At 47.1% G+C, this 25871-nt stretch carries 24 protein-coding genes and 1 pseudogene; 14 read left to right on the top strand and 11 right to left on the bottom strand.

Annotated elements, in window-relative coordinates; all coding sequences use genetic code 11:
* From B2751_RS14510 to B2751_RS14500, 3 genes are all read right to left on the bottom strand, one after another.
* Positions 1 to 935, bottom strand: a 935-nt coding sequence (locus B2751_RS14510) for an ABC transporter ATP-binding protein (RefSeq protein ID WP_290775427.1), incomplete at its 3' end; no start/stop codon positions are given.
* Positions 936 to 949: 14 nt separating this feature from the next.
* Positions 950 to 2677, bottom strand: coding sequence for an ABC transporter ATP-binding protein (locus B2751_RS14505; RefSeq protein WP_290775424.1), 1728 nt, complete (start codon positions 2675 to 2677; stop codon positions 950 to 952).
* A gap of 321 nt (positions 2678 to 2998) precedes the next feature.
* Positions 2999 to 3814, bottom strand: coding sequence for a RecX family transcriptional regulator (locus B2751_RS14500; RefSeq protein WP_290775422.1), 816 nt, complete (start codon positions 3812 to 3814; stop codon positions 2999 to 3001).
* Positions 3815 to 3947: 133 nt separating this feature from the next.
* Between B2751_RS14500 and B2751_RS14495 the strand changes: the two genes are divergently transcribed.
* From B2751_RS14495 to B2751_RS14465, 7 genes are all read left to right on the top strand, one after another.
* Positions 3948 to 4856, top strand: a complete 909-nt coding sequence (locus tag B2751_RS14495; protein WP_290775420.1) for a TIGR01777 family oxidoreductase — start codon at positions 3948 to 3950, stop codon at positions 4854 to 4856.
* Positions 4857 to 4874: 18 nt separating this feature from the next.
* Positions 4875 to 6014, top strand: coding sequence for an amidohydrolase (locus tag B2751_RS14490; RefSeq protein ID WP_035412712.1), 1140 nt, complete (start codon positions 4875 to 4877; stop codon positions 6012 to 6014).
* Between the two features lie 230 nt (positions 6015 to 6244).
* Positions 6245 to 6805, top strand: coding sequence for a GNAT family N-acetyltransferase (locus tag B2751_RS14485; RefSeq protein ID WP_023467300.1), 561 nt, complete (start codon positions 6245 to 6247; stop codon positions 6803 to 6805).
* A 127-nt stretch (positions 6806 to 6932) separates the two neighbouring features.
* Entirely contained in the window at positions 6933 to 7616 is a 684-nt protein-coding gene (locus tag B2751_RS14480; RefSeq protein ID WP_023467299.1) for a response regulator transcription factor, read from the top strand.
* Positions 7613 to 9007: a sensor histidine kinase gene (locus tag B2751_RS14475; protein WP_290775417.1), complete on the top strand. Its 1395-nt coding sequence runs from the start codon at positions 7613 to 7615 to the stop codon at positions 9005 to 9007. Before B2751_RS14480 ends, B2751_RS14475 begins: the two co-directional genes overlap by 4 nt.
* A 205-nt stretch (positions 9008 to 9212) precedes the next feature.
* A complete protein-coding gene (locus B2751_RS14470; RefSeq protein ID WP_290775438.1) occupies positions 9213 to 9557 on the top strand; it encodes a TVP38/TMEM64 family protein in 345 nt (114 codons plus the stop codon).
* 31 nt (positions 9558 to 9588) lie between these two features.
* Positions 9589 to 10467, top strand: coding sequence for an aldo/keto reductase (locus B2751_RS14465; RefSeq protein WP_290775415.1), 879 nt, complete (start codon positions 9589 to 9591; stop codon positions 10465 to 10467).
* A gap of 69 nt (positions 10468 to 10536) precedes the next feature.
* On the opposite strand, the gene rlmD is transcribed toward B2751_RS14465, so the two are convergent.
* The gene (rlmD, locus tag B2751_RS14460) at positions 10537 to 11922 is read right to left on the bottom strand and encodes a 23S rRNA (uracil(1939)-C(5))-methyltransferase RlmD (RefSeq protein WP_055966696.1); all 1386 of its coding nucleotides are present in this window, start codon (positions 11920 to 11922) and stop codon (positions 10537 to 10539) included.
* A gap of 40 nt (positions 11923 to 11962) precedes the next feature.
* Positions 11963 to 12175 (bottom strand): SE1561 family protein, encoded by a 213-nt coding sequence (locus B2751_RS14455; protein ID WP_290775412.1) that lies wholly within the window; start codon positions 12173 to 12175, stop codon positions 11963 to 11965.
* Between the two features lie 84 nt (positions 12176 to 12259).
* Here B2751_RS14455 and yfkAB point away from each other — a divergent pair, with 84 nt between their 5' ends.
* The 3 genes and pseudogenes from yfkAB to B2751_RS14440 form a co-directional block, all read left to right on the top strand.
* Positions 12260 to 13372 carry a radical SAM/CxCxxxxC motif protein YfkAB gene (gene yfkAB, locus B2751_RS14450; protein ID WP_290775410.1) on the top strand — a complete coding sequence of 371 codons (1113 nt, stop codon included), beginning with the start codon at positions 12260 to 12262 and terminating at the stop codon, positions 13370 to 13372.
* A gap of 87 nt (positions 13373 to 13459) precedes the next feature.
* The gene (locus B2751_RS14445) at positions 13460 to 13642 is read left to right on the top strand and encodes a hypothetical protein (protein WP_035412697.1); all 183 of its coding nucleotides are present in this window, start codon (positions 13460 to 13462) and stop codon (positions 13640 to 13642) included.
* 71 nt (positions 13643 to 13713) lie between these two features.
* Positions 13714 to 14865: pseudogene (locus B2751_RS14440) on the top strand (MFS transporter); the annotation flags it as partial.
* Between the two features lie 40 nt (positions 14866 to 14905).
* On the opposite strand, the gene B2751_RS14435 reads toward B2751_RS14440, so the two are convergent.
* On the bottom strand, positions 14906 to 15193 hold the full coding sequence (locus tag B2751_RS14435; RefSeq protein ID WP_023467290.1) for a hypothetical protein: 288 nt from the start codon (positions 15191 to 15193) through the stop codon (positions 14906 to 14908).
* A 162-nt stretch (positions 15194 to 15355) separates the two neighbouring features.
* Complete coding sequence (locus tag B2751_RS14430) at positions 15356 to 16285, bottom strand: DMT family transporter (RefSeq protein ID WP_290775406.1); 930 nt, start codon at positions 16283 to 16285, stop codon at positions 15356 to 15358.
* Between the two features lie 188 nt (positions 16286 to 16473).
* Between B2751_RS14430 and B2751_RS14425 the strand changes: the two genes are divergently transcribed.
* Positions 16474 to 18420, top strand: a complete 1947-nt coding sequence (locus B2751_RS14425; protein WP_396210761.1) for a heavy metal translocating P-type ATPase — start codon at positions 16474 to 16476, stop codon at positions 18418 to 18420.
* A 52-nt stretch (positions 18421 to 18472) separates the two neighbouring features.
* Here B2751_RS14425 and B2751_RS14420 read toward each other — a convergent pair whose 3' ends face one another.
* The 4 genes from B2751_RS14420 to B2751_RS14405 form a co-directional block, all read right to left on the bottom strand.
* Entirely contained in the window at positions 18473 to 19381 is a 909-nt protein-coding gene (locus B2751_RS14420; protein ID WP_035412690.1) for a YihY/virulence factor BrkB family protein, read from the bottom strand.
* A gap of 86 nt (positions 19382 to 19467) precedes the next feature.
* Positions 19468 to 19896: an NUDIX hydrolase gene (locus tag B2751_RS14415; protein WP_035412687.1), complete on the bottom strand. Its 429-nt coding sequence runs from the start codon at positions 19894 to 19896 to the stop codon at positions 19468 to 19470.
* 25 nt (positions 19897 to 19921) lie between these two features.
* Positions 19922 to 20833: a PfkB family carbohydrate kinase gene (locus B2751_RS14410; RefSeq protein WP_035412684.1), complete on the bottom strand. Its 912-nt coding sequence runs from the start codon at positions 20831 to 20833 to the stop codon at positions 19922 to 19924.
* A 178-nt stretch (positions 20834 to 21011) separates the two neighbouring features.
* Positions 21012 to 21905: a 1,4-dihydroxy-2-naphthoate polyprenyltransferase gene (locus B2751_RS14405; protein WP_056063630.1), complete on the bottom strand. Its 894-nt coding sequence runs from the start codon at positions 21903 to 21905 to the stop codon at positions 21012 to 21014.
* A 159-nt stretch (positions 21906 to 22064) separates the two neighbouring features.
* Here B2751_RS14405 and B2751_RS14400 point away from each other — a divergent pair, with 159 nt between their 5' ends.
* The 3 genes from B2751_RS14400 to menH are packed head-to-tail and all read left to right on the top strand — an operon-like array spanning position 22065 to position 25856.
* On the top strand, positions 22065 to 23450 hold the full coding sequence (locus tag B2751_RS14400; RefSeq protein ID WP_290775402.1) for an isochorismate synthase: 1386 nt from the start codon (positions 22065 to 22067) through the stop codon (positions 23448 to 23450).
* Positions 23440 to 25083 carry a 2-succinyl-5-enolpyruvyl-6-hydroxy-3-cyclohexene-1-carboxylic-acid synthase gene (gene menD / locus B2751_RS14395; protein ID WP_290775400.1) on the top strand — a complete coding sequence of 548 codons (1644 nt, stop codon included), beginning with the start codon at positions 23440 to 23442 and terminating at the stop codon, positions 25081 to 25083. The genes B2751_RS14400 and menD overlap by 11 nt, the downstream gene beginning before the upstream one ends.
* Positions 25080 to 25856, top strand: coding sequence for a 2-succinyl-6-hydroxy-2,4-cyclohexadiene-1-carboxylate synthase (menH, locus tag B2751_RS14390; protein WP_035412672.1), 777 nt, complete (start codon positions 25080 to 25082; stop codon positions 25854 to 25856). Before menD ends, menH begins: the two co-directional genes overlap by 4 nt.
* Positions 25857 to 25871: the final 15 nt, after the last annotated feature.

Genomic DNA, 25871 nt, shown 5'->3' with positions numbered 1-25871 from the left:
GGCATCGTCTGGATGTTCTCATTCAGTTGACCATTCATGTCGGCAACGAGAGAGCGAACCTTGAAGTTATTCTTCGTCGCGAGTTTCTGGAACAGCTGAATCCAGAAATAGACGATCGGAATGATGATTAGCGAGACGAGTCCTAAGCGATAATCGAGGAAGAACATCGCGACGAGAATCCCTGCCATCGTGATGATCCCTGAGAAGACTCGGGCGAGCACACCGAGATATAAATCGCGAATCGTTTCCGTATCATTCGTGACGCGACTGACGATTTTTCCGATTGGCGTCTGGTCGAAATAACGAACCGGTAACCGTTGCAGATGCGTAAAGACATCAAGCCGCATCCGTTTGATGATTTTATGAGCAGATCGCTGGAGCAAGATTTGTTGAATCCAGTTCAAACCAGCTGCTGCAAGTAGCAAAAGAACATAGATCAAGGACAACCAGCCGATTGCTTTTAAGTCCTTTGAATAAAAATCATAGACCTGTCCTTGTGTCAGTTTTTGAATATTATCATACGTGTACACATTGTCTCCACGCGTGACCGTCATCGTATTTCCACTGATTTTCCGCTCTCCCCCACTGACGACTTGTTTTGGTACGAAAAAGTAGCCGTTGGTCGTTTGGACGATCGAGACGGATCGAACGATCTGACTTTTCGAGACATCCTGTGCTTTGGCGAACTGACGACCGTCATACGTGACCGCACCGTCTGCTTTAACTTCGACCCAGTCCTTTTCAATCGCTACGATATGTTCATCGATGATGACTTTCGCGATATACGGACCTGTCAATTCCGCACCGACTGCCAGTACGAGTAGAAACAATCCTAAGAAGATCGCTTGTTTCTCATGCATCGCATAGCGGATCAACGAACGGATCGTCGTCTTCCGACGTGCCGGATCGAGTTGATATAATTCCAATTCATTCATGCAAAGGCACCTCCTTACATTTCTTCACTTTGTCGCTCGAATTGTTGAGCGTACCAGCCATTTTGTGCCATCAGGCTGTCATGTGTTCCTCGTTCAGAAATCATTCCGTCTTGCAAGACGATGATTTCGTCCGCATGTGCCACTGCCGATAAGCGATGGGCAACAATTAATGTCGTCGATTGGTGGCGATTCGATCGAATTGAATCGATGATATGTGATTCCGTTTTCGCGTCTACCGCTGATAATGAATCATCCAGCAACAGCAACTCTGGTTTTTTTAACATCGCCCGCGCGATTGACAGACGTTGCTTTTGTCCTCCCGACAACGTAACGCCACGTTCACCGACCATCGTCTCAAGTCCTTGTTCAAGCGTCTCGATATCTTTTTCGAACGATGCGAGACGAATCGCTTCCTGCAATTCTTCTTCTGTCGCTTCACCTGCACCAAACAAAATGTTATCCCGAACAGATTTTGAAAATAGTAAATGTTCTTGTGACACATAGCCCGTCCAACCGCGAACCGTCTCTAGCGCAACATCTTCATACGGTACGCCGTTGACTGTCAACATGTCCCGTCCGATTGGATACTCACGTAAGAATTGACGCAAGAACGTCGTTTTCCCGGATCCCGTTGGTCCGACGATACCGATCGTTGTTCCTTGTTCAATCGTCATATTCAAATCTCGTAAGACCGGATGGGCTGTCTCTGGATACGTAAACGTCAAATCGTTCATCTCGATCCGTTCAGGGCGATCGACGTGTTTCCGCGGTGTCGAAGCAATCAACGGTTTGACTCGCATCGTTGCTTCTAAGCGATCAAGACTTGCTGTTCCGCGCTGGATGACATTGATCAATTCACCAAAGGCGTACATCGGCCAGATCAGCATCCCGAGATAGATGTTAAAGGCGACCAATTGTCCGAGCGTGATGTCGTTCGTAAAGACGAGATATGTCCCGAACGATAAGCCGATCAAGTAACTGAACCCTACGAGCAACTTGATGATCGGTTCAAATAAGACATCGATTTTTGCGACATGCATGTTTTTCTCAAAAACATCCGTCGTGACATCGTCGAACCGTTTAACGTCGACTGGTTCTTGGACGAACGAGCGAATGACACGCAGTCCGGAAATCGACTCGACGACCTGATCATTCATCGTTCCGAACGAATCCTGGGCCGTGATGAAACGCCCGTGAATCTGACTTCCGAGCTTATTCATCGCGTAGGCGAGAAGCGGCATCGGTAACAAGGCAGCAAGCGTCAGCTTCCAATCGATCGCGACACCCATGACGACAAGCGTGATCGCTGTCATGTTCAACGAGTCGACGAGCGTCAAGACACCAAATCCGGCTGTCCGCTCGACCGCCTTTAAGTCGTTCGTCGCGAGCGCCATCAAGTCTCCCGTCCGATTCTTTTGATAGAATGTCGGCGTCAGTTTTAATAAGTGCGTAAAGAAGCGGCTCCGCAGCGTCCGTTCTAATAAAAAGGCCGTTCCGAATAATTTCGCTAACCATTGATACGTCAAGATGAAGGACACAATGGAGATGACCGTTAATCCGCCGACATACTGCAAAAGTGTCGTCCGGTCCATCGATCCCGACCGTAAACCGTCGATGACCTTACCGATCAGCCACGGTGGCGTTAAATCGATGAAGCCGGTGATGATTAACAAGACGACTGCTACGAGGTACGATGATTTGTGTTCTTTAAGAAACCAACTCAATTGCTTAAATAAACGCATGAGGGTCCCCCCTTTACTGTAAAATGAAGTACTTTTTCCGAGCACGCAAAAAGGCATACGGATTTCCGGATGCAGTCCGAGAATCAGTATGCCTTGAAATGGGCATGATCCATTCTTGTTCGTCTGCGCGCTCGGGAGACGAATCCCCTTGCTCGCACATGAAATGAATTACTTATACGTGCTCAAGAGTCTCCGTCGTATTCAGCTGTTGGATATGAGTGAAACCAATTGGCTTTTTCATAGGACGGTTCCTCCTTTTCTTAGTCTGTGCGTAGAATAGCACAATTGTCGGATAATTGTCAATTTTTCGTCTTGCTTTTATTATTCCACCTCTTCTTCTTTGACTTGTTCAAGGACTTGAGCCGCTAGTCCGTATGGAAATCCTTTTCGGACGAGCGCTTGCTTCACTTTCTGTTCGCGTTCGAACGGTTCAAGTTGCCGGTATTTCGGATAATACTTGCGTGCTTGATAAAGGGCCGCTTGTTCTTCTTCGTCCCCTTCTTCAGCTCGGAACGCCTCTTCGATACCCGCCTTGATCAAGTCGGACGAGAAACCGCGTTGCATGAGTGTCATCTGTAGCTTTTGCGTCAGTTCCCGCACGGAACGCCGTTGCAGCTCTTTTTGCTTTTGCCGCAAAAACTTCAGGACTTTTTCGTATTCTTCTTCATCCGTAAACGTCACGATCGCTTCATCAATCGCTGTCTTCGGTATCTTCAATGCCTCAAGGTCGCGGCGAATCCGTCCAGGTCCTTGTGGTGTCGTCGCTTTTTTCGTTGCCGTATAAGCAAGTGCGAACTGTTGATCATCCAGATAGCGTTGCTCTGTCAATCGCTCGATCGCATGTTTGATCGCATGCTCCGGTGTCTCTTTCTCTGTTAAATAGGCGACAACTTCACTCGTCGCCCGCATGCGGTACGATAGATGATTCAATGAGAGACGATACGCTTTTTGCTGTTCTTCAGCCGTCAATACTTCCTTGACGAAGTCGTCATCGAGTTCCTTATCGCGTTGCAGATTGTATTTAATTAAGATATCAACGTCTACGGCAAAGGCATATTCCTCTTTACCATCACGCTCAACATAGATATTGAATCGTTCGCTGTTCTTTTTCTGCGTCGAGATCCGTTTAATCTTCATGTCGTTCCCTCCCCTAACTTGATTCGGTAGTTCTACGATATCATGAACAGGCAGGTCTATGTTTGAGTGAAACCATGGAACGGGAACAAATGGAAAGAAGCTACTTTTACTTATCTCAGGGAGGATGAATTACATGAACATTGCGATTACCGGTGGAACCGGTATGATTGGTCAAGCCTTGACGAAGCGTTTATTAGATCAAGGACATCACATCTTTATCTTGACGCGTCATCCGAAAGCGAACGATGCGCATATCACATATATCAAGTGGATGACAAAAGACGCAAAGCCGGAACAGCACTTAGCGGGCGTCGATGCCTTCATTCATCTTGCCGGTGCTTCGATCAACGACGGACGTTGGACGGATGAACGTAAACGTGTCATTCTCGACAGTCGCGTCAGCACGACGAAGGAGCTCGTCCGAATCGTTGAAGCACTCGATCAAAAACCCAATGTCGTGTTGTCCGCTTCTGCGGTTGGCATTTACGGACAAGATCGGCATCAAACCTTCTCTGAAGATCATCCCCTCCCACCGACCGCTGACTTCTTAAGTCATGTCTGTGTCGCGTGGGAAGACCTTGCACGCCCGATTGCTGACGCTGGCATTCGACTCGTCCATCCACGAATCGGGGTCGTCTTGACGAAAGCCGGTGGCGCTTATCCGTTAATGCGTCTGCCTTATGTTTTGTTTGGTGGTGGGACGATGGGCGACGGTAAACAGTGGGTCTCCTGGGTCCATATCGATGATTTAGTCGATTTATTCCTATTCGCGCTTGAAACTCCGACAGTCGAAGGACCGCTGAACATTACTGCGCCTCACCCGGAGACGATGCGCCGTTTCGGACAGACGATCGGAAAAGTCTTACATCGCCCACACTGGCTCCCGGCACCACGCTTCGCATTAGAACTCGCACTCGGTGAAAAGAGTACGATTGTACTAGAAGGAGCTCGTGTTGTCCCGAAAAAAGCGCTCGAAAACGGATACAAGTTTCGGTATGCTGAACTAAAGGATGCATTACGAGCAATCGAGCATTCAAACTAGTACAGGGGTGGACGATACTTGGATATCTTAATTCGAAATGCACATATCTATCCGATTACTTCGGACAGTTTTTACGGGGACATCCGCATTCGTGATGGGAAAATCATTGAAATCGGTGAATTACTGGATCATTTAGAAGACGATCAAGTCATTGAAGCAGAAGGTCACTTTTTATTGCCCGGTTTCATCGATGCCCATACACATCTCGGATTATATGACGAAGGTACCGGAACCGTCGGAAATGATGCGAATGAGACGATTTTCGCGATGACTCCTCATCTACGTGCCATTGATGGCGTCTATCCGCTGGATGAAGGCTTTAAGGAAGCTGTCGAACACGGAATCACGACCGTTCAAGTCATGCCAGGCAGCATGAACATCATCGGTGGCGTCACGAGTGTCATCAAAACGCACGGACGATTCATCGATGATATGATTCTTCGAAAGTATGCGGGTCTGAAGGTGGCGCTCGGTGAAAACCCGAAGCGTGTCCATAGTGCTGGTCGTGCCGGTGAATTGACACGGATGGGCATCATGGGGATGTTGCGCGAAGCCTTTCTTGAAGTTCGAACGCAACCGGTTTCCGAAACCTTCGCCCATCAAATGATCAAACGGGTCCTCGATCACAAGATGCCGCTTCGTGTACATGCACATCGAGCAGATGATATCCTTTCCGCCATTCGTTTCGCGGAAGAGTTTGATCTTGATTTACGCATCGAACATTGTACGGAAGGTCATCTCGTCGCAAAAGAGATGGAACAATTACCGATCGAAAAAGTGACGGTCGGACCAACCTTTACGCGAAAGTCTAAAATCGAACTGAAGAATAAGACATGGGAAACGTACCGGATTCTTCACGAACATGGTCTTGAAATTTCGATTACGACCGATCATCCATACACGCCTGTCCAATACTTGAACCTCTGTGCTGGTCTTGCCGCACGAGAAGGTCTACCGGTCGATGTCGCCTTACGCGCGATCACGATTCATCCAGCCCGTTCGCTCGGTGTGGACGATCGTGTCGGATCGATCGAGGTCGGAAAAGACGCGGATCTCGTCTTGTGGAGTCACTTCCCACTCGACTATTTAGCGAAGCCGCTCATGACGATGATTGATGGAAAAATCATTTTTGAACACGCTCAACTGAACTTGACTTAATCCCACCCCCGCCAGGTGTTTTTTGCACCTTTCGGGGGTTTTAGACGCTTACGGAAAACATCTTGTTTTTGTATCTTTTTTCACAAAAATTATTTTCTTGCAATTTTAAAAAAAGAAGGTAATATTATCTTATCCGACAACTGAAGAAGGCATACCATGCGCGGTTCAAACGAGTCAGACAGGTAGCTTTCGACAATCATTCTTGCGGTCCTAAAAGGAGGAATGGAAGTATGCTCAAGCAACGGGAGCTGAGCGACTGCGCTGATTTGTTCGAACTGATGCAGCATCAAGACGTATATCCGTACGTCCGCCAAAAAACACGGTACTTTGATGAATTTCTGTTTACTACAAAGCAGGCAATCGAAGAGGAAGAACGTGGTGAAATCGTATCACGTACCATCCTAGATGAATTCGATCAACCGATTGGTACGATTAGTTTACTCGATATCGAAGGACAATATGGGTTTCTCGGTACATGGTTAGGTAAACCGTATCATGGTAAAGGATACAATCATTTAGCGAAAGAAGCCTTCTTCTCTGAGCTGTTCTTCGAGCTCGGATATGAGAGTGTCTTCATGAAAATTCGCAAAAGCAATATTCGGTCACAAAAAGCAGCTGAAAAATTGCCGTATGCGTTCTGTGCGGATGAGTTGCGCCCTGCGCTTCTTGAGCAATTGAATGCTGGCGAAACACAGTTCACGCTGTATGAAGTCTCAAAATCTAGTTTCCACATGTACATTCATGGTCGGGAACTCGAAACACTATACGATCACCAACAACTCGAAGCATGAGGGCCTTGTCTCTCATGCTTTTTTGTGTCCACGCATGCGTTTCTAAAGTTTGAAATGGTATGATAAATAAGAAAACTCATCTTTATGGAAGAAACCTTTTCTTCTACAGGAAATGGAGCGAAGACTAATGCCAGAATCGTTTAACATTCTCGTAGTAGATGACGAAGCACAAATGCGTGACCTTCTCGTCTCGAATCTCGAAAAAGAACACTACACGACGATGACAGCTTCTAACGGACAAGAAGCCATCCATCTCATTCAACAAAATACATTCCATCTCGTTCTACTCGATGTCATGATGCCGGAAATGGACGGCTTGACAGCCTGTATGCGCATCCGTGAATTCTCAAATGTTCCGATCATCATGCTGACGGCACGTTCGGACGAACTCGACCGCATCCACGGTCTGAAAATCGGAGCTGATGACTATATTACAAAACCATTCAGCCCCCGAGAACTACTTGCTCGCATCGAAGCGACGCTTCGTCGCTCTCACCGCTTTACAGTTGATCAATCGGCTACTTTAACGCTCGGTATGCTTGAACTCGACACGGAAAGTCGGAGTGTCCACGTCAACGGCAAACCGGTCAGTCTGACGCGTAAGGAATTTGATTTGTTGCATCTGTTCGCTCAAAACAATGATAAGGTCTTTTCTCGCGAACAGTTACTCGATCAAATTTGGGGTGCGGATTATATCGGTAACTTACGGACGGTCGATACGCATATCAAAACACTTCGCTTAAAGCTCGGGGAAGCTGGTGGCTCGATTCAAACCGTCTGGGGCATCGGTTATAAATTCGAGGAAGTATGATTAAGCGCTATACGATCCGGCGCCGGATTTGGATCACGATTTGGTTCACGAGCGTTTTTTCTGCCATTCTGTTCGTCCTGCTGACGTTTTATCTCTACGACCGGTTCTATCTTCAGACGCAAGAAGATATCTTATTGAACCGAGGAGAAAAGCTAATCAACATTTACAAGTCCGAAGGCTTATCTGGTGCTTTTTACGATGGGATGACTTATACGAATGAATTGACGGAATCGAAAGTCTTCTTCATCGATTTTCTGAAGAAAAATCCGGCAGGACTCCGTTTTTTGACGAATGTGGACATCGAACAGCTTCGTAATGGCGAGACGGTCGTCTCGAGCCGGACCCATCCGATTGAAGGAACGGACATTCTAATGACTGGATTTCCGATCATCGAAAACAATCGACTGGTCGGTACGCTGATCTTGTATCTGGAACTCGGTCAAATCAGTGAACCATTCCGCCCACTCCGCCTGATGATCTTCTTCATGATCGGACTGATCGTCTTGAATCTCGTCATCTTCGGACGACAAATCATCGACACGATCATCCGTCCGTTGATCGACATGAAGCGCGCCTCGACTGTTTATGCACAAGGTGACTTTGATTACCGGATTCCGATTCAATCGGACGATGAAATCGGAGAACTCGCAGAAACATTGAACAAGATGGCGGAATCGCTCGGTGAGGTCGACGAGCAGCGGAAGGAGTTCCTCGCAAACGTCAGTCATGAATTGCGGACACCTCTCTCCTACATTCGTGGCTATACGGAGATGATGCAGGATGATTCGCTCGAGGAAGAAAAGCGTGCGCAGTATTACCAAATCATTGAGCGGGAAACGGAGCGTCTGCAACGTCTCGTCAATGATCTGCTCGATCTCGCTCAACTTGAACGCGATTCCTATCCGATGTCGAAACAACCACTTGTCTTCAGTCAAGTACTTGAAGATGTCATTTACCGGATGGAACCGATCGCCCAGTCAAAAGGAGTCTCGTTCGTGATGAATCTCGATCCGGATCAAATTGTCTTAGGCGATACGGACCGCCTTGAGCAAGTCTTCGGCAATTTACTCGATAACGCTTTACGGTACACACCGCCCGGTAAACAGATCTTCTTATCGACTGAAACGATCGGCGATCGGACGCATTGTCTTATCCGGGACGAAGGAGAAGGCATTCCGGAAGAACATCTCGATCGACTGACGAAACGTTTTTACCGCGTCGATAAATCACGGACGCGGAAAGATGGCGGAACCGGTCTTGGTCTTGCGATCACAAAACACATCATCGATCGTCATGATGGGACGATCCGGTTCAACTCCGTTCTTGGAGAAGGAACGACCGTCCACATCGAGTTACCGCTTCTTCCGGATGAAGAGGATGAATTCGAATAATGGAACAACATGTCATCCAAACCTTTGAACTCTTCGGACCGTTCGCTCCATTCGTTAGTGTCTTGGTTGGCGTCGTCATCAGTGTTCTTGGTGTCCTACCAAGTACGTTTGTCACCGCTGCGAATCTCGTCTATTTCGGTCTATGGATGGGCACATTGCTCTCCTTCATCGGTGAGTTTGTGCGTTTCTACTATACCAAAAAGGACTGCGCTATGCCCTTCGTCGCCCACTTCCCGATCGATTCGCTCGTTTGCAACAAAAACTACAAGCACAACAAGGACATGAAGCGTTTTGGACGATCATATTACTACGGCTGTTGCCGTTCGTCCCGTCTGGCATCGTCAACATCATCAGTGCTGCTAGTAGTATCTCCGTCCTACTTTTCCTGACTGCGAGTACGATCGGAAAAATTCCAGCCATGTTAGTCGAAGTGCTCGCCGTCCATCAGTTCATGCAATCCTCGTCCATCGTTCAATGGTCGATTGCAGGTGTGGCACTCGTTGGTTATCTGATCTATCATATTCATCAAAAACGAACACCATCGATTTAAAACTACAGGCATCTGAAAGGAAGTATTGTTCGTGGAGTTAAGGCGTTTTGGAACATCCGATCTATTTGTGTCCCCGCTTGGATTCGGAGCCGGTCACATCGGTGCAGAACAGATGACGGACCGGGAAGCAGTTTATTTACTCGAACAAGCACGTGATCTCGGCATCAACCTGATCGATACGGCACGCGGCTACGGCTTATCGGAGCAACGCGTCGGACAATTTCTAAAGAATCGTCGGCACGACGTCATTCTGTCGACGAAAGTCGGCTATGATGTTCCCGGTGCGCAGGACTGGACGTTTGAAGCCGTCCGTGGTGGCATCGATCAAGCCTTACAGACGATGCAAACGGATCATCTCGACATCGTACACTTACATTCTTGTAGTCAAGAAATCCTCGCCCAAGGAGATGTCATCGACGCGCTTGAACAAGCAAAACAAGCTGGGAAAGTCCGCGTCATCGCCTATTCCGGTGACCGAGAAGATTTGCAGTATGCCATCGAAACGAAACGCTTCGATAGTTTCCAGACATCCTTCAATCTGTTTGATCAACGCGTCGATCAAGTCTTACCTACACTTTTGAATCACGGGGTCATCGCCAAACGTCCAATCGGTAATGCACCGTGGCGCTTCACGGATCGTCCGGTCGGACAATATGTTGAACCATACTGGGAACGTGCGCAACAACTCGCCTATCCACTCGAGGAATCTAGCTGGCTTGAGACCGCGTTACGTTTTACAGTTTTCGAACCAGGAATCACGACGGCCATCATCGGAACGTCTCGACCAGAACACCTCGCTTTGAACCAGCAATTGATTGAACGTGGTCCACTCCCAGCTGACCGCGTCAGTCAATTGAAGGAACGTTTTTCCGAATGTGATGCCACGTTCGATTATGTTTCGCAAACGTAAGTGAGCAGTCACAGAAAAAAAGCCCGTATGTTCACTCGTTCAAGGAGTGCATACGGGCTTATTTCGCGCTTAGAACTTTTTCTTTTTCTTCTTTTCGAGCACGACGATTGCTTCAACGTGCGCTGTTTGTGGGAACATATCGTACGGTTGGATGTATGACACCTTGTATCCTGCTTTCATCAAGTGATCACAATCACGCGCAAGCGTCTGCGGGTTGCACGAGACATAGATGATTTTTTTCGCTTTAGACGAGATCATCGCGTTCAACAATTGTGTATCGCAACCTGAGCGAGGTGGGTCGACGATAAAGACATCTGGAATCCAGCCTTCCTTCACCCAACGAGGAATCCACGCTTCGGCCTTACCGACGACATAGTGGGCATGGTCGAATCCATATTGCTTCATGTGCGCATTGGCATCTTCGACAGCTTCTTCAATGATTTCCATACCGCGGACTTCTTTTGCTCCTTTAGCGATCCAAAGTCCGATTGAACCAACACCTGCGTATGCATCAACGACTCGTTCTTCGCCTGTCAAAGCAGCAGCACGCGCAATTTCTTCATACATCCGCTCTGCTTGTTCCGGATTCAATTGGAAGAAGGCACGCGGAGACAATTGATACGTGAACTCGCCCATTTCTTCTTCAATCCGTTCGACACCGCGCAAGACTTCCGTCTCTTCTCCGAAGACACGTGATGTCAACTTATCATTGATGTTCAGTGCGACCGAGACGACCCCTGGAATGTCCATGATATCGCGCGATAAGCCCTCTAGATCACGGAAGCCGTCTTTAAAGGCAACGAGCACGACTTGAATTTCGCCCGTTTTGATTCCTGTCCGGACGACGATATGGCGCATGACACCGTCTTGTTTTGATGCATGGTAAACGGGTACTTTATAGTCATTGAGTAATTTCGTGACAGCTTGGTTGACGCGAAGCGTATCCTTATTTTGGACAACACAATCGTCGATTGCGACCAAACGATTCGAATTCGCAGAATAGAGACCACTAACGATTTCATTGCCTTGTTTCCCGACGACGAATTGCGACTTGTTGCGGTATCCCCACTCCTTCGAACCAATCGTCGGGCGGATATCGGCTTTTTCGACATTCAACTTCGTTGATTTCAAGAAAGCGTTGCGAAGCATTTCTTCCTTATAACGCAATTGTCCATCGTAACTCATATGTTGTAATTGACAGCCGCCACAGACACTATAGACCGGGCAAAGCGGTGTCACGCGGTCTGGTGATCGATCGTCTCGCTTCAAGATTTTCGCATTCGCATAGTTCGCATGAATTTCCGTGATTTCGATTTGTGCCGTTTCCCCGACGAGTAATCCTGGGATGAAGACGATTTGTCGCTCGAGCGTCGCGATCCCTTCACCGTTGATTCCCATCCGTAGACACGTGACTGAACGGACCTCACCAGTCTTTAATTTAATTTTTGTTGCCATTGATTTCATCCTTTCCGTTTGTGCAAATGAAAAAGCGGTCTCAATCTACCGCTTTTTTCGTTTCTTCTTGTTCTTTCATATCCTTCGCATATCGAACGACCTTCGCCTTGAGTTGATCCAGTGATAGGATCAGTCGTTCCAAATCTTCGATATCTGATGATTCATCGAGTGAATCGATTGTATGACAGAGAAGCTGCATTCTTGATTTTAGCACATTCATTTGACCAAGTTTATCAGTTCTTGCTTTTCCCATTATTCAGACTTCCTTTCTTCCGCTGGATTCCGACGTTATTTTAGCATACGATACGAGGTGGAGCACTAAAAAGGAGGAGTACCTATGCCACAATCATCACCCATCACGATCGCAAACGATCCGTGGGAAGCTTATCGTGACATTGAACAATACGGCACTGTCCGTTTGACGAACATCGAAGTCACGACGACAAAACTGTGTAACATGCGCTGTGAACATTGCGCCGTCGGTTACATGTTATCCAGTAGCGAGTCACCTGAAATCCCAGTCGAACTGCTCATTCAACGTCTGGATGAAATCGAACACCTACGTGCCTTTTCCATCACAGGCGGAGAACCGATGCTCTCGATGAAATCCGTCAAGGAATATGTCGTCCCTTTACTTAAGTATGCCCACGAACGTGGCGCTAAAACCCAAATCAACTCAAATTTAACACTTCCGTTATCTCGTTATGAATTAATCATTCCTTATCTAGATGTCTTGCATATCTCACATAACTGGGGAACAGCCGATGATTTCATCGATGGTGGTTTTGCGATGATGGAGCGAAAACCATCACGTGAAGCACGGACGAAACTATTTGAAACGATGAAAGAGAATGCTCGTGTCTTAAATGCACGTGGTGTCATCGTGTCTGCCGAGACGATGATCAATAAACGGACGTTGCCACATCTTGAAGCGATTCATAAGGAAATCGTCGATATGGGCTGTGTCCGTCACGAAGTGCATCCAATGTACCCAGCTGACTTCGCGTCGATGATCGAAGCCGCTAGCTTATCCGAAATTCGCAATGGAATCCATCGTTTGCTTGACGTCCGGGATCCGAACGTCTGGATGTTGTTCGGAACACTCCCCTTCTATGCTTGTTCAATGGAGGAGGCAGATTTAGAACTGCATCGTCGCTTGCGTCAGGAGAAAAACGTATCGGTCCGAAATGACCCAGATGGTCGTTCCCGTCTCAACGTTAACATCTTCGACGGTGAAATCATCGTAACCGATTTCGGTGACGAACTCGCTTCGCTCGGTACGATTCACGAGACGTCCTTCAATGATGCGTATGCCCAGTGGCAAGACACAGAGCTGAATAAAAGTTTGTCGTGTCACTGTCCTGCAGTGCAGTGCCTTGGACCGAACGCGCTTGTGAAGAATGCTTATTACCCTGAGATTGATTTCACAAAACAAACTAGTCGTCTTTAAAAATGAAAAATAGGTTTTGAACGATGCCATCCCGGGAAAAATGTCACAAAGTAGACACATTTTGTTTTCTAAAAAGGGGTGACCGGGATGGAATGGCTTGTAGGTATTATCGCAATTATCGGCACGTTCAGTATGGTTCTGTTCATCATGATGGTTGGTATTCGTGCTTCACATAGCATTGAACATGATGAAGTGTTTGATCAGACGGATTGGGATGAACATCTCCTGCACATGCCTCGTCCGACACGGTTTGAACAAGAAAATAAATGAAACACGCCCCGGTCTCCCTTTTCGAAGTCCGGGGCGTGTTATGCTAAAAGAAAAAAGAAAGGTCGTCGTTACTTGTGTCACGTCGTTTTGCTCTCATCTTATCGATCGTCTTCATTTCCGGTTTCACACAAGGATTACTGATTCCATTACTGTCCATCTTGTTAGAACGTCAAGGGACATCTGCTTTCATTAATGGACTCAGTGCCGCCGTCCTCTATATCGGTGTCATCGTTGCCGCACCTCTTATGGAAGGTCCACTGCGACGGCGTGGTTATATTCCTGTCATCTCATTCGGTCTTGCCCTCGTCGCAGTGGCTGTCTTCTTATTCCCATTACTCCCAAGCATTATCGCTTGGGTAATTCTCCGCTTCCTCGTCGGTTTCGGTGATCAGACGTTACATTATGGGTCACAAGTCTGGGTAACGTCCATTACACCAAACGAACGGTTAGGACGAACGATGTCGTTATACGGGATGGCATTCGGTCTCGGTTTTGCCTTAGGTCCTCTTGCTGCACCGCTCGTCGATGTGATCGATTGGTTACCGTTCGTGTTAACAGGGACTTTAACTGTCATCGTTCTAATTTTATTATTCCGTATACCAAACGAAAAACCATCGTCCGTCATGCCAGAGGAACTACAAAGTGCTGCTTCACGGTATCGACTCGTCCTATCGACTGCTTGGTTTACATTACTTCCTGGTTTTACATACGGTTTTCTCGAAGCCACACTGAATGCCAGTTTTCCTGTTTTTGCGACGCGTAACGGATATGGTTTATCCGAGACAAGTACCTTAATCACGACATTTGTCGTCAGCTCATTGATCATGCAGCTACCACTCGGGCGACTTGCCGATCACTTCGGAAAACGTCGGACGTTAGTCACTGTACTGTCGATTGGTTCCGTCGCTTTTCTCACTGCTTGCTTCGTCTTCGAACGTTACGGTTGGTTGTTCGCGATTTTTGCCGTCAGTGGGATGGCACTCGGCTCGACCTATTCGCTCGGTGTTGCCTATATGACAGAACAGTTACCACGTCATCTTTTACCAACCGGTAACTTACTTGCAGGGATTGCCTTCAGTCTTGGTTCGATTCTCGGACCGATCGCTGGTAGTCTGTTCGTTACACTTCCTTCCATGCTGTATTTCAGTTTATTTGTTCTTGTCTTAACGACGCTTGCGCTTCTATTGCGGTATGCAAAACGTCACGAGACACCCGAAATCTAAAAAAACGGACCTTGCGCCATCGATGCGCAAGATCCGTTTTTTATTTTACGATTCCTTCTTGTCGAAAACTCCGCCAGAGCTTATCGTCGATTGCATACGGTTGCTCCTTTGCACGCTTCAGCTCTTCTGTCTCGAGCAACACGACGACCTCTCGACCGTTGATTGACCACACTGAATCGTAACCTCTCTCCGCCTCGATGATCTCCACATCGACATCTCCGTGGGTTTCCTTTAACTGCTGACTGACGCACGTCACGACGAACCGAGCAAACTCATCACGTGGACGACGAGTGGCAATGATCTTTCGAACGATCTCATTCCGTTCCATTCGTTTTCATCTCCTTCCGTTTTATAGTCGCACTAGCCTTTCAGACAAGGCCGAATCGGTCTTTTGATGACCGTACAGAAAAAAGCCGAACAGGTCGGCTTGAGCAACGAACGATTGGAGTTACTTTAATTGAAACTATTTTTACACGATTCTGAATCTTCGTCAACCTCGCTTTTGAAACCACACTGGTAAGTATGTCGAGACTAAGATACCTCCGATGACGAAGAGTAAACCGAGCAACGCTTGAGGTGGAATCGTCTCACCCAGAATCAAAGCAGATAAACTGACACCATAGATTGGTACGAAGAACATAAACAACGATACTTTACTGACTGGATTATATTTCATCAGTAGATTCCAAAGCGTAAATCCAGTCGCGGATAAAAAAGCAAGATACACAAGCATCCAGGCACTCGTAGTCGAAAAAGTAAACGGTGCAACGTGACCATCGAGAACGACGCCCGCGATGAAGAGACCGATTGATCCAATGACCATCGCCCATCCTGTCATCGGTGCCACCGGATAACGTGCTGAGTATTCTTTCGCGATCAAGTTACCGAATGCTCCGGAAACCATTGCCGCAATCAATAATCCTTCTCCAAGACCAAATGAGACACCTTGCCCACCTTGCGGCCAGTTGGCCAAGATGACACCTGTAAACCCAAGGAATAAGGCAAGTCCTTTGAATCGATTCAATCGATCGTCCTCGTACCGGAAATGAGCCAATAACATTTGGAAGAACGAAGTCGAGCCGGCAATGATTGATCCTTGCACACCGGTTGATAAAGAGAGACCAATATAGAAAAAGACATACTGCAAGAACGTCAAAAAGAAACCAAGACGGCTATAGGGATAGGTCCGATTCTTCAGTGTAATCGTTTGTTTAAAGACGAATACACTGACGACAAGTAGCAACACCCCTGCTAAAAAGAAGCGATAGCTCGCAAACAATAGTTGCTCCCCGTATTCAGAAGACGTGATCTGTAATAATTCATAACTTTTCTTAATGAAGGGAAACGCACTCCCCCACAAAAAGGTCGTCAATAATGCAAAGACGACGAGACCAATCCGATGGGTTAAAATTTTTTGCATCTTTCTGGTTCCTTTCCTGTTCCTTTTCACTGAAGCATGGTATAGTAATTCTACAGATAATAATAATTATAATCTAGAGACAATGAAACTCATTATCAATCAGTTAAACTCATTGATATATCACATTCTCATTCTCTTTCTATAATGATTTCATTTCTCATTTACATTTTGAAAGGAGTTTTAATATGATGACTTCCACTACTACCGATGTTCAACAGCGTTCCGTATTCCGTCATGCTTGGGATGAGCATCACGAATTGATTCTAGCATTGTTTAGCGGAATATTGATTTTAGTTGCTTATGGACTCGAAAAATTCAATACGGCGTCTGCCGTTTATGTCACGTTGTACTTATCAGCATATGTGATTGGAGGATATGCGAAAGCAAAGGAAGGCTTGACGGAAACGTATCAAGAAAAAACGTTGAACGTCGAATTGTTGATGATTTTAGCTGCCATCGGTGCCGCTGCCATCGGCTACTGGATGGAAGGTGCGATCCTTATCTTCATCTTCGCGTTATCCGGTGCTCTTGAAACCTATACGATGAATAAAAATGAACGGGCGTTACAAAGTTTAATGTCCTTACAGCCAGAGGAAGCAACGCGTCTGAATGCAAACGGACAACTTGAAGTCGTTGGAATCGAGCAACTAGTAATCGGTAACCTCGTCTATGTTCGTCCCGGGGAACGCATTCCGGTCGATGGTGTCATCGTTCGTGGTCAAGCAGCAATCGAAGAAGCATCGATTACAGGCGAATCGATTCCTGTTGAAAAACAAACGGGCGATACCGTCTATAACTCGACCGTCAACATGAATGGCGTCTTGACGATTGAAATGACGAAAGCCGCTGATGAATCATTGTTCCAAAAAATCATTCATATGGTCCAAAACGCACAAAGTGAGCAGTCTCCCTCTGCTCAGTTCATCGAACGATTTGAAAGTCGTTATGTCAAAATCGTCCTCCTCGTCGTTGCCCTGATGATGGTCCTTCCTCATTACGTCGTCGGCTGGACATTCGAGACAAGCATTTATCGGGCGATGATTTTACTCGTTGTTGCTTCGCCTTGTGCGCTTGTCGCGTCGATTACCCCTGCTGCCTTGTCCGCAATCGCCGCATCTGCGAAAAATGGCGTTCTCTTCAAAGGTGGAGCACATATCGAGACACTCGGACAAGTCGACACGATCGTCTTCGATAAAACAGGGACTCTGACAACAGGTAAACCCGTCGTTACTGAAAGTCGGTACGCGGAAGGTATCGATATCCGAGCCGTCGAACAAGCGGTTGTTTCCATTGAAGCCCAGTCGAATCACCCGCTCGCACAAGCGATCGTTGATCACTTAAAAACCGATGTTCGCGAACCGTCAACGTTCAAAGATGTGACAGGATACGGGATTGAAGCAACTGTCGATGGCGTCACGTATCGCATTGGCAAGCGAGCATTCCACGAAGGTCTAGACGATCCATTCGTCACGATTGAACAGTCACTGAAAGAACAAGGGCATACAATCGTTTATGTCAGCAATGGATCACAAATCGTAGCACTTTATGCATTACGTGATACGATTCGTCCGGAAGCTAAAACAGCAATCGCCGCTTTAAACGATCTCGGCATCGCGACGATCATGTTGACAGGTGATAATCCGGTCACGGCAGCAGCCATCTCGCGTGAAGCGGGTTTAACGGACTTCGTCGCTGAATGCTTACCGGAAGATAAAGTGCGCTATATTAAGCAATACCAAACAGAAGGTCGGACCGTTGCGATGGTCGGTGATGGTATCAATGATGCTCCGGCGCTCGCACTGGCACATGTCGGGATTGCAATGGGTGAAGGAACGGATGCTGCGCTTGAGACTGCTGACGTTGTCTTGATGAAAAACGATTTAGGTCGTCTTGCCTACGCCGTGCATAAAGCCCGGAAGATGAACCGGATCGTCAAACAAAACATCACGCTTGCGATCGGTGTCATCCTTCTATTGATCGCATCCAACTTGTCACAGTTCCTAATCATGCCGTTCGCTGTCGTCGGACACGAAGGATCGACGATTCTTGTCATCCTGAATGGCTTACGTCTTCTTCAACAGGATGCTTTACCAACTCTCCCACAGCGTGTATCCGAAAAACGATTAGCCGCTTAATCATTAAAAAAACGTCTGACTGCCGCATGGCAATCAGACGTTTTTCGTCTCTTCATCCGAACGTATTCGTCGGAATCGAATCGAGTTCTGCTTGTTCCTTCAAGCGCTTTTCTTCCATCTTCTTCGGATCCGCTTTTTTCATGAATCGTTCCCATGACGCGTTCAATTCAGAACCAAGTAAGATGATCAATCCTGTGAAATAAAGCCATAATAACAAGATAACGACACTACCGAGTGAACCGTACGTCTGATTGTAGTTTGAGAAGTTCGAGACGTAGAATCCAAATCCGACCGATAGTAATTGCCAGACGATGACACCAAAGACGGCTCCTGGGATCGCTTCCTTAAAGGTAATCGGGCGCTTTGGTGCGACGCGGTAAAAGATCGACAGTATACCAATCAATAGAATCGTTGAAACGACGTAACGCAAGACCGTTAATAAGATTTTTTGCCCCATATCGATCGGGAGAACGAAATTCGCAAGATACGTGATGATTGGACCACCAAGAACGTTCAAGACAATCAATAATAACATCCCGATTCCGAGAACAATCGTGAGTAGTAAAGCAATCCCGCGTGCTGCGACAAAACCACGTGGCGAGAAATCACCATAGGCATGGTTCGCTGTCGTGATCAAGCGATCGACACCTTTTGAAGCGGACCAGATGGCAAGAATCGCACCAATCGATAACAATCCCCCCTGCGGATCCTTGATGGCTTGAAAAATCGTATCCGTGAATGTATTGACGGCCCCACCCGGTGCTAAGTCCCGGATTTGCGACTCAAGTGTCTGACGATCAATATCAAAGAACGACAAGACGGAAATGACGAAAATGATACCTGGGAAAATAGATAAAAACCAGTAATAGGCGAGTGTCCCTGCATAATCCGTAATGTTGTGATCGGACATTCGCTGCTTTAAGTTCAAGGCAAGCCCTTTAGGATCGCGTGAATGCGCCATCGTCATCTCTCCTTCATGAAAAAGAGGCAGTCAAAGACCACCTCATTGTTTTAATATACTTTTCCCATTTTATTTCAACTAAAACCTCATTCGTTTTCAGAAAGAATCAATTTATAGAACGGTTCTGTCATTTCTGCCAATTGTTTGGCAAGAGACGGTGGACGAATCGGCAATGACGGCAACTCGGATCGTTTAATCCAGACTGGTGTATAACCAGACCCTTCCTCTTCGAATTCTTCACCCATACCTGTTCCAAAGCGACCGCCAATTGCTTTCGCCCAAAAATAAGGGTTATCGAATCCGTTAAAACGGACGATGGCAGCAATGCCATTCAACTCCACGTCGACACCAAGTTCTTCATGTGCTTCACGAATCGCTGTCTCTTCTAGTGATTCTCCATCATCTTTTCCACCGCCTGGAAAGACATAATACGTTTCGTTCGGTTTATCCCGTCGAATCAACGCAATTTCATCCTGTTCATTTCGTAAAATGATCGCACTTCGTTGAATCGGCATGACGCCACCCCTTTTCAAAATTAATTCATTGAATGGCATCCAGCATTTCTGGAACCAATCCGTTTTCTGTCGAAGCGATGACTTCTGCCGCGATTTTCATGCCAAGCTTTAATGCCTCTTCTGCTGGTTTTTCTTTTGTCAATTCAGATAAGACAGCAGAGAAGAAGGAATCGCCTGCTCCCGTTGAGTCGACGACTTTTACTTTTTTCGTTCCAACATGACCTGACGTCGCCGTACGACGATCGACGTAGACCGCCCCTAGTTCACTCATCGTCACGACCGTGAATGGAGCACCTTTTTTCGCTAGCTCATTTGCTACATGAATCGCATCTTCTACCGTCACGATTGACAGATCAGACAAAATTTCTGCTTCTTCGCGACTGCAAATGAATCCAGTGAATCCTTGTAACAGATGACGATTCCGTTCAATGACGCTCAAGTGACCACAAACACCAAACAATGGCAACTCCATTTTGCGACATAGATGAATCAAACGTTCCAAGACTGTAACAGACAAATCAAGATCGATGGCAACGGCATCGACTCCATCGAGCGCATAGATTGATTGACGTAAAATCGCCTCTTCGAGCAACTTCGCATCCGGTTGTTTCGAGATTGAGGTTTGCAAGTCACCTTCGTTATCCATGACCGCTAGCCACATACCCATTCCATGATCTTCTAACATTTCGACATGATCCACATTCGCACCGTAAGATTTCAGCTCATCGAGCACTCCCACGCCAATCTGATCATTCGTAACCGTCGAGATAAAGCGAACTTCATTCCCGAGGACGGCTAAGTTTTGTGCTACGTTGCGTCCTGTTCCTCCATTCGAAAACGTGATGTCTCCTACGTTTTTCGCATCCTTGTGCAAAGGAGCGAACGAAGTTCCTTTTATGTCGACGAATACTTTTCCGATTACCGCGATTTTATTCATTCCAGTTCCACCTCTAACCATATTTCCTGATTCCCGATCCTTGAATTGATCTTTCAGGCACATTGCTTCAATTATAGTAAAATTTTAAATCAGTGACAACCGAAGCACTTTTTTTCTAACTGTTCGCTATCTTCTCATAAAAAAACAGCAAGCGAATCGCCTGCTGCTTTGTTTGAATTTAGATGTTCGCAATCACGAGACTGATTGCGAGTAATAATCCGAAAATCGTATTTACTTTGCCAGTCTGCGCCATACCAGGCATCAGTTGTTCTGGTGGCAAGTCCTCCCAGAAGAGACGGACCGTTTTAATCATGAGCGGAATACTTAACAACGCAAGTAAGGCAAACCAAGAGACTTCGAATGCCAGTACAGCAATGATGAGTGACAGGACAGCTGCCGCAAAAAATCCAATCAAAACGTACACGGCACGGCGATGCCCTACAAGACAGGCAATCGTTTTTCGTCCGTTGACCTTGTCATTATCCAAGTCCCGAATGTTATTTGCAAGCAGGATTGAACCGATCAAGATGGCAACAGGTATCGAAATCGCAATGGCTTCCGTTGGTACATAACCAATTTGCAAGTAGGCGGAGATCGCAATGATGATATATCCCATGAAAAAGCCAGCAACCACTTCCCCAAACGGTGTATACGCGATCGGTAGTGGTCCTCCGGTGTAAATATATCCGACGAACATCGAAATGAGTCCTACGACAAGCAACCACCACGAAGTCTCGATGCATAGATACACACCGAGTAGTGCGGAAATGCCATACAACGTAAGTGCAAATGCAAGAATCGTACCTGGCTTGAATCCATCACGTACGATTGATCCACCGATTCCGACCGATTCCTCTGTATCTAAACCACGTTTGTAATCGTAGTATTCATTGAACAGATTCGTTGCGATTTGAATCAACATCGATGCGATTAACATCGCTACGAACAAATCCAAGCGTATCGATTCCACACGTGGTGCGACAACTGCCGTACCGACGACGACCGGAACAAAACTTGCTGTCAGTGTATGCGGCCGTGTCATTCGCCAATAGACAGCGATTGATTTATTCATATAATAACCCCTTTCCTGTCTAAGTGTAGCGGGTTTCGTTTTTTGATGTCAATGTTCAATCCAAGATAGCTTATTCCTTCTTTTTTGTCCGCAAAAAGTTTACACTTAGAATAAGTGAAACATATCACAGTATCTACAGACTAGGGGGCAATGAGCGGTATGGCTTACGCTCAACAAGAGCTAAAACAGTGTATCGAACAGGCCGTCAGTCAGGCGAATGCCTCACAACGACCTATACTTGCTTCGTATTCATGGGAAATCGAAGCAACTGACATGCGTTCTCTCGAACAGGGTATCGAGGAACGATTTTATTTCGCGACACCTGATCGCTCGATGCGGGCCATTGGGTTTGGTATCGTACAACAACTTCAGGCTTCAGGAACGGATCGTTTTTTACGAATTCAATCGCAATGGACAAATGTGAATCGCGACCATGTCGGTCATGATTTGTTTGCGTTCAGCGGATTCTCTTTCACTGAACTTAACCAACCGGATTATCGCTGGTCTTCCTTTGGAGACGCTTCGATGACGATTCCGAAGTTTTTATTCTTAGAGCAAGATGGTAAGACACGCGTGACGATCTTTGCCCGTGTTGAACCGATGGATCAAGTCGATTCAATCTTAAATCAGCTCGCACTTGATTTCGCCAAAGTTAATCAACCGCAAACACCGACTTCGACAGGCGTCACGCGTTTACGTCTATCTCGGGATGGAAATGAAGCCTTTGAAGCCTCGTTTCAACAAGCGATGCATTACTTGGAGACAACACTTGAAAAAATCGTTTTGGCGCGGGAAGTCGTCTACGAACTGGACCGCCCACTTGATGTAGCCGCCGTCGTTGCTGAACTCGAAGATACGCAGCCCGGTAGCTATGTCTTCTGCTTCCAGCCGAATCCGGAAGAGGCCTTTATCGGAGCCACACCGGAACGACTCGTCCAAAAACGTGGACGTCGCCTTGAGACAGCAGCCGTCGCCGGTTCTGCACCGCGCCACGCGACGGATGAGATGGATGAGGCACTCGGTCAATCGTTATTACAAGATCAAAAGAACCGAATAGAGCACGGGATTGTCGCTGATTCGATCGAACGGACGTTATCTGCTTTTTCAGAGCAACTGGATTGTCCGGATACCCCGATTCTCTTAAAAAATCGTCATATCCAACATCTCTATACACCGATCACAGCGCGTTTAAAAGCAGATGTCACGTTATTCCAACTGATTGAGAAACTTCATCCGACACCTGCACTTGGTGGCGAGCCAAAGCAATTAGCGGTCGATGCGATCCAAGAGATTGAAACGTTCGAACGGGGTTGGTACGGTTCACCCGTTGGTTGGATGAACGGACAGGATGATGGGGAATTCATTGTTGCCATTCGCTCTGGATTATTTACGGAACGGGCTGTCATTCTTTATGCCGGTTGCGGTCTTGTTGAAGGTTCTCATTTCGACAGCGAGCTAGCAGAGACGGAAACTAAACTATCACCGATGTTACAAGCTCTTTCACACATTGGTTCGATTGAAAAGGATGATATTTATGTTGACTAAGTGGATGCACACGTTAATTGATACGCTCGTTGCGTCTGGTGTCCGGGACTTCGTCATCAGTCCCGGTTCCCGCTCGACACCACTTGCTATTGCAGCTTTTCTGCATCCGTCTAGCCGTACCCACGTCCTTGTTGACGAACGGTCGGCTAGTTTTTTTGCTTTAGGTTTAACACGGACGGAAGAGCGTGTTCGTCCCGTTGCGCTAATTTGTACAAGCGGTACCGCTGCGACGAACTATTATTCAGCAGTAACCGAAGCTAATATTTTTGAACTTCCATTGATCGTTTTGACTGCCGATCGACCTCATGAATTACGTAATGTCGGGGCACCTCAAGCTATCGATCAGGTCGGACTATACGGCAAGCAGGTTCGTCATGCATTTGATCTTCCCTTAGCAGAAGAAGCGAGTCTTCCTTACGTCGCTCATGTCGCAAAACGTGCAACCCTGCTCTCCCTGACGGAACCGGCGGGACCAGTTCAAATCAACGTTCCATTACGTGAACCACTCGTGCCTGAACTCGATCTTTTACGAACAGGTCGTCCTGTCGGCGTTTTACCTGAACCGACATCGGGAGTAAATAACGCCTTAGCGATCGTGCTTCAGAAAGAGCGCCTTCTTTTTGTACTTGGACCACAACTTGCTGCCGCGGACAGTCAGATTGTCATCTCGTATGCAAAACAAGCAGGGATTCCGGTCTTAGCAGATCCACTCAGTCAAGGGCGGCAATCGCATGATGATCACGTCTTTGCCTACTACGATACATGGCTAAAACATCCGGCCACCGCTCAGCACGTCCGACCGGATCGAATCATTCGTTTCGGCGCCATGCCGACGTCAAAACCTTATCTGCTTTGGTCTCGGGATATTCCGACGACAGTCGTTGGTCATCCAGGGAATTGGCGCGATCCCCAACTCCATTCGGATTTCGTGATTGGTCACGCGCGACAACTCGAACATCATGAGCCCGTTCCGCATGACCCTACGTACCTCAATCTGTTACAACAGGCAGAGCGACGCGTCACCGATGCCTTTACGACGATCGATCAAGAGGAGATGACGGAGTATAACGTCGTCCGCGCGTTAACGACGTTACAAGAAGGAAGCCTATTCGTTTCGAATAGTATGCCAATCCGAGATATTGATACGTTCTTGCCTACAGGAACACCCCTTCGTCTACTCGCGAACCGTGGAGCAAATGGGATTGACGGCATCCTCTCGAGTGCTCTCGGGGCAACGTTTGATGCCAAACACCGCTATTTACTCGTTGGTGACCTGGCATTCATTCATGATATCAACGGGCTGATGACAGCGCGCACGCTTCCGTTAACGATCATTCTCGTCAACAATGCGGGTGGCGGCATCTTTAGCTTCTTACCGCAACAGCAACTCGAGCAAGCGGTGTTCGAGCCACTATTCGGTACACCGCAGCATCTCGACTTCGACTCCCTTGCCTCCGGCTACGGTGTGACCTATCAGGCGATTGATTCGATTGCTGCGTTACGTCAAGCACTTGCGGAAGAGACGAATGTCACTCGGATACTTGAAGTCAAGACAACACGAATCGAAAACGTACAGATGCATCGTTCGATTTGGGACGTGACGAATCAAGCGTTAGCCGAGGTATTCCGATGATTTTACGCGGTCATCCCTATCATGTGAAAATCGAGGGAGCTGGTCCACCGCTCTTATTACTCCACGGTTTTACAGGCTCCCTCTCGACGTGGGACATGCTAAGTGAGCATTTATCGACTCACTTCACCGTCTACCGCCTCGATTTGATGGGACATGGAGAAACGATACCAGCGTCTAATCAACGAATGCGTTTGACACAACAAGTCAAGGATCTTGAGGCGCTGCTCGCTACACGATCCGAGCCATGGATTGTCCTCGGTTATTCGATGGGCGGACGAATCGCCTTAATGTTGAGTGTCGTCTCTGAGCAAATCGCTCGAACAATCGCTGTTAGTACAACACCAGGTATCAAGACGGCAGTGGAGCGAAAAGTACGTCGTGCATCCGATCGTATGTTAGCGGAGCGACTCGAAAAGGATGGACTCGAAGCTTTCATTGATCATTGGGAGACACTTGGATTATTTAAACCTCAAGCGCTTCTCAAAGAACAACAACGCACGCGACTGCGTCAGGAGCGTATGTCTCAAACGGTTGAAGGTCTGAGTGCTTCGCTTCGAGCACAAGGTACAGGAAGCATGCCCTCTCTTTGGTCATGCCTTCCGAAAGAGATTGATTGGATCGTCGGGGAAGAGGATGAAAAATTCCGCGCCATCGCCTTACGAGCGGCATCACCTGAAAAAATTCACGTGATTTTGCATGCTTCGCATGCCCCACATATCGACCAACCGCAAAAGTTTGTTACAATGGTAAAGAATCTACTTATTCATCACTAACATATTGGGGGAATT

The organism is Exiguobacterium sp. UBA6282 (genome assembly GCF_002440475.1).
In the GTDB taxonomy this organism is placed as follows: Bacteria; Bacillota; Bacilli; order Exiguobacteriales; family Exiguobacteriaceae; genus Exiguobacterium_A.
This window is presented reverse-complemented; position numbering and strand designations above follow the sequence as displayed.